Source organism: Actinoallomurus sp. NBC_01490, from assembly GCF_036227085.1.
In the GTDB taxonomy this organism is placed as follows: domain Bacteria; phylum Actinomycetota; class Actinomycetes; order Streptosporangiales; family Streptosporangiaceae; genus Actinoallomurus; species Actinoallomurus oryzae.
In genome coordinates, this window is the sequence record NZ_CP109433.1 from 3,581,995 (window position 1) to 3,596,500 (window position 14,506).

General features: G+C 70.7%; 12 protein-coding genes. 8 read left to right on the top strand and 4 right to left on the bottom strand.

The window, feature by feature from the left end; translation table 11 throughout:
- Positions 1–346 precede the first annotated feature (346 nt).
- The 4 genes from OG417_RS17165 (at position 347) to OG417_RS17180 (ending at position 4,586) form a co-directional block, all read left to right on the top strand.
- Complete coding sequence (locus OG417_RS17165) at positions 347–1,345, top strand: hypothetical protein (protein ID WP_329256587.1); 999 nt, start codon at positions 347–349, stop codon at positions 1,343–1,345.
- Positions 1,346–1,436: 91 nt separating this feature from the next.
- Entirely contained in the window at positions 1,437–1,976 is a 540-nt protein-coding gene (locus tag OG417_RS17170) for an RICIN domain-containing protein (RefSeq protein ID WP_329256588.1), read from the top strand.
- Positions 1,977–2,768: 792 nt separating this feature from the next.
- Positions 2,769–3,083 carry a hypothetical protein gene (locus OG417_RS17175; protein WP_329256589.1) on the top strand — a complete coding sequence of 105 codons (315 nt, stop codon included), beginning with the start codon at positions 2,769–2,771 and terminating at the stop codon, positions 3,081–3,083.
- A 321-nt stretch (positions 3,084–3,404) separates the two neighbouring features.
- Positions 3,405–4,586: an ABC transporter substrate-binding protein gene (locus OG417_RS17180; protein WP_329256590.1), complete on the top strand. Its 1,182-nt coding sequence runs from the start codon at positions 3,405–3,407 to the stop codon at positions 4,584–4,586.
- A gap of 138 nt (positions 4,587–4,724) precedes the next feature.
- Here the strand turns inward: OG417_RS17180 and OG417_RS17185 are convergent, their stop codons facing one another.
- A complete protein-coding gene (locus tag OG417_RS17185) occupies positions 4,725–4,973 on the bottom strand; it encodes a hypothetical protein (RefSeq protein ID WP_329256592.1) in 249 nt (82 codons plus the stop codon).
- A 212-nt stretch (positions 4,974–5,185) separates the two neighbouring features.
- Positions 5,186–5,902: a TetR/AcrR family transcriptional regulator gene (locus tag OG417_RS17190; protein WP_329256595.1), complete on the bottom strand. Its 717-nt coding sequence runs from the start codon at positions 5,900–5,902 to the stop codon at positions 5,186–5,188.
- Positions 5,903–6,012: 110 nt separating this feature from the next.
- On the opposite strand from OG417_RS17190, the gene OG417_RS17195 reads away from it, so the two are divergent.
- Together OG417_RS17195 and OG417_RS17200 are read left to right on the top strand one after the other, a co-directional pair.
- Complete coding sequence (locus tag OG417_RS17195) at positions 6,013–8,121, top strand: MMPL family transporter (RefSeq protein ID WP_329256597.1); 2,109 nt, start codon at positions 6,013–6,015, stop codon at positions 8,119–8,121.
- 89 nt (positions 8,122–8,210) lie between these two features.
- Positions 8,211–10,226, top strand: coding sequence for a WD40 repeat domain-containing serine/threonine protein kinase (locus OG417_RS17200; RefSeq protein WP_329256599.1), 2,016 nt, complete (start codon positions 8,211–8,213; stop codon positions 10,224–10,226).
- 10 nt (positions 10,227–10,236) lie between these two features.
- Here OG417_RS17200 and OG417_RS17205 read toward each other — a convergent pair whose 3' ends face one another.
- A complete protein-coding gene (locus OG417_RS17205; protein ID WP_329256601.1) occupies positions 10,237–10,749 on the bottom strand; it encodes a GNAT family N-acetyltransferase in 513 nt (170 codons plus the stop codon).
- Between the two features lie 164 nt (positions 10,750–10,913).
- Complete coding sequence (locus tag OG417_RS17210; protein WP_329256603.1) at positions 10,914–11,915, bottom strand: trypsin-like serine peptidase; 1,002 nt, start codon at positions 11,913–11,915, stop codon at positions 10,914–10,916.
- A gap of 166 nt (positions 11,916–12,081) precedes the next feature.
- Between OG417_RS17210 and dxr the strand changes: the two genes are divergently transcribed.
- Positions 12,082–13,269 carry a 1-deoxy-D-xylulose-5-phosphate reductoisomerase gene (gene dxr, locus OG417_RS17215; protein ID WP_442875750.1) on the top strand — a complete coding sequence of 396 codons (1,188 nt, stop codon included), beginning with the start codon at positions 12,082–12,084 and terminating at the stop codon, positions 13,267–13,269.
- The gene (locus OG417_RS17220) at positions 13,266–14,453 is read left to right on the top strand and encodes a M50 family metallopeptidase (protein WP_329256605.1); all 1,188 of its coding nucleotides are present in this window, start codon (positions 13,266–13,268) and stop codon (positions 14,451–14,453) included. The genes dxr and OG417_RS17220 overlap by 4 nt, the downstream gene beginning before the upstream one ends.
- Positions 14,454–14,506 lie beyond the last annotated feature (53 nt).

Below are 14,506 nucleotides of genomic sequence, written 5' to 3' on the forward strand. Positions count from 1 at the left end.
CCTCCCGGACCATGGCGCTCGTACGGCGCAAGGTTCCCGCAATGCGGCGGCCCCATCATGTCGCTGCTCGTCGAATCCCGCGAGCAGAAGGAAGGCAGGGTCATGTCCGTCCGTCGCCGCCGGCGCTGCTCGTCCGCCTGATGTCACTGCTCGCGATCTCCTCCGATGACGCCGCCGGCCGACGCATCGATCTTCGTGCCGAAAACCGTGGCCGGCTCCCGGCGACGCCGTGGCGGAGACGAAGCAGGTGGCGCCGCGGCCCGCGAGTCCTTGACGGCCGTAATCCCGTCCAGCGCCGGGCGTGCCTTCGGTACGCCCCGAAGTGGTAACCCGAGTGGAGGTAAAGGTGGAGGAAGTCCGGTGCCGTTCAGGCAGAGCCCGTATTATTCCGGGAATTCTGGCGATTTCCGCGTCGGTGCTGCTCGCAGGGTGTGGTACGCAACATTACTCGGCCGCATCGGCGTCACGGGACGACGGCCGGCTGCCGCTCGACTCCTACATGTTGTCCGACGGCCAGGTGGAGACGCTGGCGCGGGCGCAGCAGAAACTCGAGCGTCAGTGCGCTCTGGACTACGGCGTCCCGGCCGCCGTCGCCGACAGCATTCATGTACCGGGCACGAGCGGAATCGATTCCCGCCTGTTCAAGCCGCTGCCCATCGCCGCCGCGCGCTCGACGGGCTACGACACGCTGAACAACGCGGTGTCGAGGCAGACCGCTCCGCAGGCGGCACCGCGGCTGGGCACCGGTCGTGCGAACGCGACCCCGGGCCCCGCCGGGCCGTCGCCGCGGCCGCGGCTGACCAGGCCCCCCGCCGACGCGCCCGCGGTCGTCCTCGGGAAGTCGGCCCCCGTGGCGCAACAGGCCGCCGTGGTGGCGGCCGGCGGAGGCACTCTGCCCAACGGGCGGTACGTACCGCTCGGCGGATGCACCAAGAAGGCGGTTTCCACGCTTCACAAGGGCGCCCCCGATCTCACCGTCGACCCGCGAGGACTCGCGTTGACGGCGCAGTTGTCCGCGGAGAAGGACGCGCGAGTGAGCACGGTCGTCCACGCGTGGTCATCGTGCATGTCCGCGCGCGGATACCGCTACGACTCTCCGTCCACGGCCGAGAACGACACCCGATGGCGAGGGGACCTCACGCGCTCGTCAATTCGTCAACAGGAGCTCAAGACGGCGGCGGCCGACAGCGAGTGCAGGCAGGAGACGCAACTCCCGGACAAGGGGACCGCGGTGGAGGCCGAGTACCAGCAGCGGCTCATCACCGCGCGCGGAGCCGAGCTGAACAAAGCGGCTGCCGTCACCCGAATGTGGTACCGGACGGCGGTCAGCGTCCTCTCCCACTGATTCGCACGTCGTACAGAGCATCGGTTCTCACTCGCCGTCAATAAGGAGCTGCATCGTGATCTCAAAGTGTTCGGGACGTAAGAGACTGGCCGTGCTCACGGCGGCGTTGGCTCTCGTGGCCGCCGTGAACGGCCCGGCCGTGGCCGACACGCCCGCGCCCGCCGACCTGCAGGCGTCCAACGAGACATGGGTCCAGGCGGGTAACTGTCTGGGCGAAGGCTGTAGCCTTTATATGGAGATCTACAATTCCACGAAATACAACGGATCGGTGGTCGATCAGTGGACGTGGAACGGGTCGGCCACCCAATACTGGTACTACTGGTATCTGAGCGGGCCCGTCGTTATGGGCAACAAGCACACCTACAGTAGTTCCGGCGTTCAGGTGATCGAAGACCACGGATGGAAGTCGGACGTCCCTCTCGACACGTGGGCGTGGGTCGGTCAGACGAACGAGGAATGGTATTTCAACCTCGTCGATGCCGGGGTCGGATATACCAATATTCTGTCCAACGTGCACAATTACAACATGATCATCAATGCCAATCTGAAGGGCAACCAGCTTTATCTCTGGGACTCCCAGCCCAGCGGTTGGTGGCCCTATCTCGTGACGCCGGGCTACATAGCGGGATGACGGCGCTTCCGGGGGAAGGCGATCGGTGATCTGGTGGTGCGAGGGCCCGGTCCGGCTTGTCCGGCCCGGGCCCTCCGCGACGGCCGGCGGATGCCCGCCGCGGCGCGGGCGAGCCACGGCGGGCGGCCCCCCGCTCCTCATTCTTCGCCGCCGGAGGCCGGGAGGGCCGCCGGCGAGTTCACGGACCGGCTGCCGCCACGTCGTCCGTCCGTCCGAATCTCGCGGCCCGGATGTCGGTGAGCGTCGTCCGGGGACGCCTGCGGCCATGGTGAGCCTGCTCCGGCCGTCGTCCGCCGGCCCGGCGTCCTCGTGAAGGGCCATAAAAGTCGCGTTCCTTACGGCATTTTGCGCCCCAGCCCTCAGCTCCGTGATTCCACGAGCCGAAAAAAGATGGGGACCTGATTTTCGCGAGGTGCGCCACCGGTTTTCCGGGCGGGGCGAAACACGGTCCACGGTGATGTGGCCGAGAAGGGGCGGCCCCGGAGGGTGGTCACCGGCCACAGAGTAGGTCACCATGGCCTCAGGGGGACCGCTCAACAGGTCCAAGACGGAGGGTGGCCCGGCCGGTGCCGCCCCGAACGTGGTCTGCGGACGGCGGGGAAGATCGTTCCTGTCGCCACGCCGAGCGTGGCGTTGAACAGCGCTTTTGCCCTGCCTGACTTCGTTGACTGGGCAAACTACAAATAATAGCTAGGCCCCTTGACCTCCTCTGTGGCATACGACACACTTCGTACTGTCGACTTTTGCTTCTCGCAAAAAATAAGACGTTCCCCGGTCGTCAGGGAGCCCTCCATGTCTGCCGACGAATCGCTCGACCAGCAGCCGTATTCGTTACTGGCCATGCTGGCGGCACGCTACCCGCACTGGACGATCTGGTTCGGGCAGGCGACTCGTCACTGGTGGGCGCTCCCGCCGCACGAGCGGGGAGCGGACCGCTTCATCGAGGCCATCAACGTGAAGGAGCTGGTCGAGTCGATCGAGGTCATCCAGGCGCGTCGCCGTGTGCCGGACCCGTCATCGCAGCCGGGCGGCATTCTCTTCGGCGAGGCCGTGACGTCACGGGCGGGCCGGGTGCCGGCGGCCGCGTGGCCCGGCGGCCCGCGATGACCGTCCATCCGCCGGCCGTCGACCGCCGTGGCTCCCGCCGCCGCCTCCAGAGCCGCGGTCTCGGGCGAGCGATTTTCAGTCGCGCCGCCTCCCCCTCCAACACCTCCGTGACAGGCGTGACTGCAGAGGGGTGCTCACCCGAGGCCGCATGACGCCCGGACAACCGCGTAGCCCCCGGCGCGGTTGTCCGGGCCTTCTCCTTTCTCCGGCCGGCCGCCCGCCCCGGCATCTCCGACCGTGTCGAACCGGACCCCGTACGCATTCGCTCACGTACGTCGTTACGCTCACCGGCAGAGGTTTCAACGCGACGAACGGAGCGGCATGAGGCGTTCGCGGATGCTCGCGGCGGCCATAGCGGCCACCGCACTCGGTCTCGCGGGCTGCAGCGGCGGGGGCGCCGACGACGGCCGGCGCACCAAAGAGGTGCGTGCGGCGCAGACCATGGGCCAGGGCGAGGGTCTGGTCTCCCTCGTCAGCTGGAACGGCTACGCCGAGAGCGGCGGGAACGACCCGCGCGTCGACTGGATCACTCCGTTCGAGAAGAAGACCAAGTGTCAGGTCAAGATGAAGTACGCGGCGAACCCGCAGGAGATGCTCGACCTGATGTCGAATCCGGACCTCCACTACGACGGGGTCGCGGCCACACCGGAGATCGCCGGCGAGCTCATCGCCTCCAAGCAGGCGGTGCCGATCAACACCGATCTCATCGACGACTACAAGGATCTCGAACCCGAGCTTCGCTCCCAGCTCACCGTGAAGGGCAAGCACTACGCCGTGCCGTTCACCTGGGGGGCGAACCTCCTCATGTACGACCCGCGCACCGTGCGCCCGCAGCCGGACAGCTGGGCGGCGCTGTTCGACTCGGCTCAGGCGAAGAAGTACTCCGGGCGCCTGGTCGTGCGCGACAGTCCGTTGACGTTGGGCGATGCCGCGCTCTACCTGCGGTCGCACAATCGCAAGCTGCACATCAAGGACCCGTTCGCGCTCACGCCCAAGCAGCTCGCGGCGGCGGCCGCGCTGGTGGACAAGCAGCGGCCGATGGTGAAGACCTACTGGCTCAACCCCTCGGACGCGATCGCGGCGTTCGCCACCGGCGACGCGGCGCTGGGCGAGGTCTGGCCGTACCAGGTCGACGTGCTGAGCCGCAGCGGACGGCCGGTCGCGGGCGTCACGCCGCGCGAGGGCGTGACCGGCTGGATGGACGCGTGGATGATGAGCCCCCGCGCCGACCACCCCAACTGCATGTACCAGTGGCTCAACTGGGCCAGCTCTCCGGAGGTGCAGCAGCAGGTGGCCGAGTGGGACGGCGTCGCGCCCGCGAACCCGGACGCCTGCGCCCGTGACCGGCTGCGCCCGCAGTTCTGCAGCGCCTACCACGTGGGCGACCGCGACTACCTGAGCAAGGTGATGTTCGCCCGGATGCCGGCGGCGAGCTGCGTGAACAACAAGAGCTGCGCCGACTACGCGGACTGGAACCGCGCCTGGCGGGACGCCCGCGACTGACCTTCCGGTGCCGCGCACGCTCGCGGAGTGTCCGCCGCCGACCCCGGACAGGTGAAGAGACGCGCGCCCGGCCGCCCCCGCCGGGCGCGCGTCTCCATGAGCGTCCTGGGCTCCCCCCGGACTCAGGACGCTCTCCAATTAGGCTCTGGTCAGGCTCTCGCTTCGCCTGGTCTGCCGGCGCGCGGTGGTTCGCCGGCGCACCGGCTGCGGGATGATCCGCAAGGCCGGTACGCAGTCGTCGCACGCGAACACCCGCGAGTCGTCCGGCAGCCGTCCGACGTGGGCCCTCGGCCGTGGCCACTTCTTGTGGCACACGACGCAGGCCTCTCCGTCGCGCTGCGCGGCGGTCAGACCGTCCGGGTCGAATGTGGGACCGGAACGGGCCATGAAGCTCAGCTCCCCCCAACCTCGTCGGCTCCGCTTCGGCTCCATTTCTATCGCCGGGAAGGTGTTTAATCAGTCGCTGAAATTGCAAAGCACGGCAAAACCGGGCCCGCTGGGGATTACCGTACGCCGCGACCGTCTCACCGGGTCAGAATCCGGCTGTCGGCGACAAACCACCTGGTCGTACCCTCTTGCCGACGTAGCGCGGGCGAGTTCTAGACCGAGCCCTTCTCCAGCCCGATCGTCTTCGCCAGATCATTCAGCTCGGCCTCGAACAATGGTTCCATGTCCTCGAGCATGAAATGCATGTGTCCGAAGACCTCAATGGCCACCAAGCCGTACAGGCGCACCCAGGACGCCGCGAACAGCCGGATGACGCCCAGCGGAGCATCGTCGTCCTCTCCGCAGCACGCGGCGGCGAACAGCCGCAGCTGACGCCTCAGCGCGGGCGTGATCTCCTCGTCCGGCGGCACGGGGAACGGCTGCCGCCGCCACAGCTCGAAGAACAAGGTGAAGAAGATGGCGCCCATCCGCCCGCCGGCCTGGTGCACGCCGCCCTCCTCGGGCTCGGTGTAGCCGGGTACGGGCGCGCCGAAGACCATGGCGAACTCGGGCCGGTGGTCCAGCGACCAGCGGCGGAAGGCGCGGGTCACCGCGACGAGCCGTCCGCCGAGGTCGTCGGCGGGCATCGCGTCGCGCGCCGCCTCCATCGCGTCGCATATCTCGTTCGTGTACGTCTCGATCATCGCGGTCAGGAGATCGTCGAGGCTCGCGTAGTACCGGTACAGCGCCGGAGCGGTCATGCCGAGGTCCCGGGCGATGCCGCGCAGGGAGATGCCGGATGGGCCGTGGGCGCGCAGGTGCTCCCTCGCCACCTCTTTGATCTCCAGCAGCGTCGCGTCGCGCATGCGTTCCCGGCGGGTCGTCGGCACGGTTCCCCCTTGACGGTCGTAAACGGCGTGTGCTTTAGTTAACGCCGTTTACTCGTAAACGGCGTTAACTTTCGCTATCGCCGATAACAGCCTACCTGGGGAGCAGGCGCATGTTCGAATCTCTCGGCCGCTTCGTTCAGCGGCGACGCCGGTGGGTCATCGTCGGCGCCCTGGTGCTGATCGCCGCCGCCTCCGCGTGGGGAACCGGGGTCTTCGGGGCGCTCAAGAGCGGCGGCTTCGACGACCCGGGCTCCGGTTCCTCCCACGCCGCCAAGATCATCAACGACCGGATCGGCCCGGCCGACGACGAACTGGTCGTGCTGTACGAGAGCGCGTCCGCGACCGTGGACGACCCGGCGTTCCGCGCCGCCGTCACCGGTACGCTGGCCCGCCTGCCCTCGGCCGACGTGCCCCATGTCACCACCTACTGGAACAGCGGTTCTCCGGCGCTGGTCTCACGCGACCGGCACGCGACCTACGCCGCGCTCCGGCTGGCCGGTGCCGACCTGCCGGAGCGCCTGAAGACCTACGACCGGATCCGCGACCACCTGGCCGCGCCGGGACTGCGCACCTCCCGCGGGGGCGTCATCGGCACCAACGCCGAGCTGAGCCGGCAGACCGCCGCCGGCCTCGCCCGCGCCGAGATGATCTCGACGCCGATCCTGCTGGTCCTGCTCGTGGTGATCTTCGGCAGCCTGGTGTCGGCACTCCTGCCGCTGGCCATCGGCGGCGTGGCGATCCTCGGCGCCTTCACCGCGCTGCGGCTGATCACGCTGGCCACCGACGTCTCCACCTTCGCGACCAACATCGTGACGATGCTCGGGCTCGGCCTGGCCATCGACTACGCCCTGTTCATGGTCACCCGCTACCGGGAGGAGCTGCGCCGCACCGACTCCGAGCGGGAGGCGCTCGTACGGACCATGGCCACCGCCGGCCGCACGGTCGCCTTCTCCGGCATCACCGTCGCCATCGCGCTCGGCGGCCTGCTGTTCTTCCCCCAGATGTTCCTGCGGTCGATGGGCCTCGGGGGCATGGCGGTCGTGCTCGTCGACATGCTCGCCGCGCTCACCGTCCTGCCCGCGCTGCTGGCGCTGCTGGGCCGTCGCGTCGACGCGCTGCGGTTCGGACGCGCACGCCGGGCGGAGAAGGAGAAGGACCGGGGCGCGTGGTCGCGGCTCGCGGCCAGCGTCATGCGGCGGCCCGTCGCGTACGCCACCGGCTCGGTGCTGGTCCTGCTCGTGCTGGGCGCGCCCTTCCTCGGTATCCGGTTCGGCAGCGTCGACGTGCGCGCGCTGCCGCCCGGCTCCGAACCGCGCACCGTCTCGGCGACCCTCGACCGCGACTTCTCCCACGGCGCACTGTCCCCGATCGACGTCGTCGTCGCGGGTGACGTCGCGAAGGCGGACGTGGACGGTTACACCGGCCGCCTGCGGAGCGTGCGCGGGGTCGCGGGCGCGGACGTCGTCGGCACGGGCCGGAGCGCCACGCACATCGCGGTGCGCACGCCGGCCGACCCGCAGTCGCAGCAGGCGCGTGACCTGGTCAGGCGGATCCGTGCGCTGCCCGCACCGGCGCGGGTGTACGTCGGCGGCCAGAGCGCCGAACTCGTGGACCTGTTGAGCAGCCTCGGCCGCGTGCTGCCGTGGACCGCGCTGTTCGTCGGCGTGGTGACGTTCGCGCTGCTGTTCGCCGCGCTCGGCTCGGTCGTACTCCCGCTCAAGGCGCTCGTGATGAACGCCCTGTCGCTCAGCGCGGCGTTCGGCGTGATGGTCTGGGGCTTCCAGGACGGGCACCTGGCCGGCCCGCTCGGCTTCACCTCCACGGGGACGGTGGAGGCGTCGCAGCCGGTGCTCATCCTCGCGGTGGCCTTCGGGCTGTCGATGGACTACGAGCTGTTCCTGCTCAGCAGGATCCGCGAGGAATGGGATCGTACGAGGGACAACACCGCGGCGGTCGCCGCCGGCCTGCAACGCACCGGCGCGATCATCACGAACGCGGCGCTGCTCCTGGCCATCGTGATCGGCGCCTTCGTCACCTCGGGGATCATGTTCATCAAGCTGATCGGGGTGGGGCTGCTCGCCGCCGTGGTGGTCGACGCCACGCTCGTACGGGCGCTGCTGGTGCCGGCCACGATCCGCCTGCTGGGCCGGGCCAACTGGTGGCTGCCCCGCCCGCTGCGCCGCCTGCACTCTCGCGTCGCCCTCGGCGAGGCCGGTTAGGGGCCGTCACCGCCCTGCGGGGGCGGGCGTTGACACGGGCCCGGGAAGGCGTCGGGCGGACCACGTCCGCCTGACGCTATTTTCCTTATATGAACGAGAGTGTCCGAGTGGTGCTGGCGGACCGATACCACATCCTCGGGCCGCTCGGCCGGGGCGGAATGGGCGCGGTGTGGCGGGCGCGAGACACCGACCTCGACCGCCTGGTGGCCGTCAAGGAACTCCGTCTCCCGGACCACGTCGGTGAGGACGAGCGCCGTGTCTGGTACGCCCGGATGGAGCGCGAGGCGCGGGCGGCGGCCCGGCTCCGGCACCCGGGCATCGTGACGGTGTACGAGCGCGTGGTGGGGGACGACGGGCGCCCGTGGATCGTCATGGAGCTCATCCAGGGCGGTTCCCTGCAGGACCTGCTCCGCGAGAAGGGCCGCCTGCCGGTCCCGCGGGTCGCCGCGATCGGCGAGCAGGTGCTGGCGGCCCTGTCGGCGGCTCACGAACGCGGCATCGTGCACCGCGACATCAAACCCGCCAACGTTCTGCTGGAGGGCGACCGCGCCGTCCTCACCGACTTCGGCATCGCCGCGCTGGACGGCGACGCCACCATCACTCATACCGGCACGCTCCTGGGCACTCCGGCCTTCATGGCGCCCGAACAGGTACGCGGCCTGCGCGCCGGCCCTCGGTCGGACCTGTGGTCCCTGGGCGCCACCCTGTACGCCGCCGTCGAGGGGCATCCGCCCTTCTCCGGCCCCACGCACGGATCGGTCTTCGTCGCCATCGCGACCGAGAACCCCGCCCCGCCCGTCCACGCCGGCCCTCTCACCGAGGTGCTGGCGGGTCTGCTGCGCAAGGACCCGGCCGAGCGGCTGACGGCCGACGCCGTCCGCGGCCTGCTCGCGCCCCTCGCGCACGCGGAACCGCGGCGGCCCGCGCCCGTCGCACCGCCGCCGATCGCGCCGTTGCCGCGTCCGGCCGCGCCGGGCCTGGTCGTGCCGCCGCCGGACTCGCGTACGGCCGTTGAGACGGCACCGCCTCGGCGGTGGCGCGGGCCGCACCGCACCCGTACCCGGGCCCTCACGCTGGCCGCCGCGCTTGTCGTCGTCGCGGGCATCACCGCGGGCGGCTGGACGGCGTTGTCATCCTCGAAGCGGCACTCGGCGCGCACCGGGCGCTCGGCCGGTGCCACGGCAACGCCCGTTTCTCGCGACATGACGATCCCCGCCGGTGGCGGGGCCATCTTCGACGTGGCGTTCGACCCGGACGGCAGGACCTTGGCCAGCGCGGGTGAGGACGGCACGATCCGGCTGTGGGACACGGCCACCGGGCGCCAGACGGCCACGTTGCTGGACGAACCCGGCGATGACAAGTTCAGCGTGGTGTTCAGCCCCGACCGCAGGACCCTGGCCACCGATGGCGACCGCATCAGCCAGATCCGCCTGTGGGAAACGGCCACTCACCGCGCCATCGCAACCCTCGCCGACCCCGACGACGCCGCCGTCACCTCCCTGGCGTTCAGTCCGGACGGCGGCACCCTGGCGGTCGGCGCGGACATCACGCCCACCATCGGGGACCCGGGCACGCGCATGGTTCGATTCTGGGACGTGCGCACCCGGCGGGTCACCGCCACGATCTCCGGCATCAAGAAGGACGTCGACTCGGTGGCGTTCAGCCCGGACGGCAGGACCCTGGCCTACACCGACGACAAGGTCATCCGGCTCGTGGAGGTCGCCACCCACCGTGTCACCGCCACCCTCACCGGCCACGACGACTTCCTCAGGTCGGTGACCTTCAGCCCCGACGGCAGGACCCTGGCCAGCAGCAGCGACGATCACACCATCAAGCTGTGGAACCTGGCCACGCGGAAGCCCGACCTGAACATCACCGGCAGCGAGGGCGGCCAGATCGTCTTCAGCCCGGACGGCCGGACCCTGGCCGGTCGAGGGGGCGACGACACCAAGGTCGTCCGGCTCTGGGACGTGGAGAGCGGCGACATCGTCGCGTCCTTCACCGGGCACACCGACACCGTCTACCCGGTGGCGTTCAGTCCGGACGGCAAGACCCTGGCCGCCGGCGCCAACGACCGGACCATCCGGCTCTGGAAGGTCCCCTGACCGCTCGGGGTCAGCCGGGCCGGCCGCCGGTGACGAGCAGCGACTTCTCGAAGCAGACGCTGGGCCCGGGCCGCCGTCCGAACGGCGCGATCCGGACGTAGCCGCGCGAGACGTAGAGCCCGGCGACGCGCAGGTCGGCCGCTGCCAGGCGGACGACCGCGAAACCGCGCCGCCGGGCGAGGTCCTCCACTCCGGCGAGCAGCAGCCGGGAGATGCCCTGCCCGCGGTACGGCGGCCGTACGTAGAGGCGCTCGACCTCGGCGGTGTCGTCGGCGATGCGCCGCAGCCCGGCGCAGCCGACCGGGCCGTCCGGCACGTCGGCCCGCCGGGCGACGACGAACACGACCCCGGCGTCCGCGGGCACGTGCCGGCCGTACGGGTCCGCTCCGGACCGGGGGCGGGGGACCACCGTCTGGCCCGCCGCCGACGCCTCCGCACGGGGCCGTGCCTTCGCCAGGAGACCGGTCACGATCGGGTCGTCGAACGAGGCCACCACCAACTCGACACGTGGGCTGACGCTCATGAACCCTCCTTCGCCCCACCCCGCGAAAACGCTCCGCAGGCTCCGCGTTTCCCCGGGGACCCCGGGAGGAGCGGAGTGACCATGCGCGCGTGTTTTTTGGTTCGATCGCTCCGCTCGCTCACGCGGGACAACAGTAGAGATCCGCCGGCGCGCGGGCCCGCATTTCACGTCCGCTGGGCGCGGTCGTACATCCGGCGGACCGTGTTGCCGAAATAGGGGCCGTACATCGTGGCCGGGTCGTCGGCGTACTTGAAGCTGCTCACCGAGGTCACGACGCCCGTGCCGGTGCCCGCGTCGAAACGGGTCAGCCACGGCCCGCCGCTGGAGCCCTCGGTCATGTCGCAGCGCAGCCCCTCGTCCTTGGTGATCTTGTGGGAGTCGGGGTAGGTCCGGCCGCTGCAGTACGTCAGCCGCTCGCCGTCGTACCGCCCGCCGGCGGGGTAGCCGAAGCCGTACACCAGCGCGCCGCGCGGTTGGTCGAAGGCGATGCCCTGCGCGCCGACCACGTCGCTGACGTGGCGTCCGGCGGAGGTCGCCAGCGCGACGAGCGCGACGTCGTAGTTCTGGTCGGCGTGCGCCGTCCACGGCCCGGGGACGAACAGGTGACGGGCGGTGAAGGCGCCGTACGGCCGGTGGCCCTCGTCGTAGCCGGGCACGTAGATCCAGTTCTCGGCCCAGTGCCCGGCGGCGTCCCGCGCGCAGTGCCCCGCGGTGACCACCAGATCGCGGTTGGCGCTGGCGACGGTGCCGGCGGAGCAGACGTAGTCGCCGCCGTTGATGGTGAAGAAGACCTTGCCGGTGGTGGCGCGCACGGCGCCGCGCGAGGTCCAGGGCGCGCCCGGGGTCTCCACGGTGCGGCGGCTGGACTGGCGCTCGGGCACGCTGCCGGGAACGGTGACCGGCGTGCCCGGGGCGTCGCCGGCGCCGGAGGCCGTGCCTTCGGTGCGCTCGGTCATGGCGTACGGGCGCGGGCGGTGCGGGGGGACGACGGCGCGCCGCATCCGCTCGACCGTCCAGTAGCGGAGGGTCGCGGACGACGCGGTCGCGATCACGTGGTCGGTCACCGCGGTCACGCCGGGCGCCGGATGCGAGGTCGCCGAGCCGACCATGCCGAGCGCGGCGCTGACGGCGGGGACCACGAGAGCCAAGGGGGATCTGGTGAACATGAGCCAAAAGTGTGCAGCACCGAGGGTGATCACAGGCTCACTTTGAGTAAAAGGGCGCTCGTGATCGGGTGATGTGTGCTTTGACGTCGCGGACCTCTCCGGCCGTGGTGAGAATGGAGAGGTGATTTCCGAGGAGAACCCCGCCGCGGGCGGTGCGAAAGACGTCGTGATCCTGGGCTCGACCGGGTCGATCGGCACGCAGGCCATCGACGTGATCCGGCGTAACCCGGACCGGTTCCGTGTGACCGGGCTCGCGGCGGGCGGAGGCCGGGTCGACCTGCTGGCCGCGCAGACGCTGGACCTGCGCCCCGAGGTGGTCGCGGTGGCCAAGGGCTCGGCCGCCGAGGACCTGCAGCTCGCCCTGTACGCCGAGGCGCAGAAGCGCGGCTACTCCTCCGGCGACTACCGCCTGCCCCGGATCCTCGCCGGTCCGGCCACCATCGCCGAGGCGGCGGCGTGGCCGTGCGACATCGTGCTCAACGGCATCGACGGCGCCGCCGGCCTCACCTCGACCCTCGCCGCCCTCGACGCGGGGCGCACCCTCGCGCTCGCCAACAAGGAGTCGCTGATCATCGGCGGCCCGCTCGTCCGCCAGCGCGCCAAGCCGGGCCAGATCGTCCCGGTCGACTCCGAGCACTCCGCGCTCGCGCAGTGCCTGCGCGGGGGAGACCGCGGCGAGGTGCGCCGGCTCGTCGTCACCGCGAGCGGCGGGCCGTTCCGCGGCCGGAGCCGCGCGGAGATGGAGGACGTCACGTCCGAGCAGGCGCTCGCGCACCCCACCTGGGCGATGGGCCCGCTCATCACGATCAACTCCGCCACGCTGGTCAACAAGGGCCTCGAGGTGATCGAGGCGCACCTGCTGTACGACGTGCCCTTCGAGTCGATCGAGGTCATGGTGCACCCGCAGTCGGCCGTCCACTCGATGGTGGAGTTCGCCGACGGCTCGACGATCGCGCAGGCCAGTCCGCCCGACATGCGCCTGCCGATCGCCCTCGCCCTGGCCTGGCCCGACCGGGTGCCGGACGCCGCCCCCGGCATCGACTGGACCCGCGCGCACACCTGGGAGTTCTTCCCGCTCGACAACGACGCGTTCCCCTCCGTGCGCCTCGCGCGTGAGGTCGGAGCGGCCGGCGGCACGGCCCCGGCGGTCTACAACGGCGCGAATGAGGAGTGCGTGGCGGCCTTCCTCAAGGGAACCGTCAGATTTCCCGCGATTGTCGACACCGTCGCACGGGTAGTGTCGGAGCACATGAGCGGATCCGGCGCTCATCCGCCGGCCGCGCTGACGCTCGACGACGTGCTGGCCGCCGACGACTGGGCACGGACCCGGGCACGGGAGCTGACTTCTGGTTGACCCATCTCTACGGCCTCCTCGGAGTCGTCGCCTTCGTCGTGGCGCTCCTGCTGTCCGTCGTGCTGCACGAGGCCGGACACCTGATCACCGCGAAGCGCTTCGGCATGAAGGCGTCGCAGTTCTTCGCGGGGTTCGGTGCCACCCTGTGGTCGCGCCGGCGGGGCGAGACCGAGTACGGCATCAAGGCGATACCGCTCGGCGGCTTCGTGAAGATCGTCGGCTACACCCCGCTGGAGGAGGTCGACCCCGCCGACGAGCCGCGCGCCTTCTACCGCCAGCCCGCGGCGCGCCGCGCGACGGTCATCGTCGCCGGCGTGGTGATGAACCTTCTCCTGGCGTTCCTGCTGCTGGTCGGGCTGGCCGCCGGGATCGGCCTGCCCTCCGACCGCGCCGCCACGACCGTCGTACGGCGCGTCTCGCCCTGCGTGACGGCCGCCGACACCTGCGCGCCCCGTGACCCGGAGTCCCCGTCGAAGAAGGCGGGGCTGCGGGCGCGCGACCGGATCGTGTCGTTCGGCGGGCGCCCGGTCCGCGACTGGAACCAGCTGTCCGCGGCGATCAAGGACACCGGGCCGGGCCGCCCGGTGACGGTCGTGGTCGAGCGGAACGGCCGGCGGGTCTCCCTGCCGGTCACCGTCGCGGCCCTCCAGGGACACGGTTACCTGGGGGTGGAGCCGGTCGCGCACACGCGCCGGCTCGGACCGGTGGCGTCGGCCCGATTCGCCGGGCGGTTCATGGGGGACATGACGGTCTCGATCGCCGGGGTGGTGGCGGACATCCCGCACGCGATCCCCAAGCTGTTCGGCCACGAGCGCGCCAGTACGCCCGGCGGCCAGGCGGGGAGCATCGTCGGCGGCGCGGAGGCGTCGGGGCAGGTGTTCTCCTCCAGCGACACGTGGCGGGACAAGCTCACGTCCTTCGTGTTGCTCATCGTCTCGCTGAACCTGTTCGTCGGCCTGCTCAACCTGGTGCCGCTGCTGCCGCTGGACGGCGGTCACCTCGCCGTGGTCTGCTACGAGCGGATCAAGGCCCTGGTCTTCCGCGTGCGGGGGCGGCCGGACCCCGGACCGGTCGACATGACGAAGCTGATGCCGCTGACGTACGTCGCGGTGACGCTGCTCGTCGGGCTCGGGGTTTTGCTGATTCTCGCCGATGTCTTCAACCCCCTCAAAGTGCCTCAATAGACCCTTCGGGTGCGCATCACTTCACCCGTTGCCTAGGCTTGTGTCCGTACGTC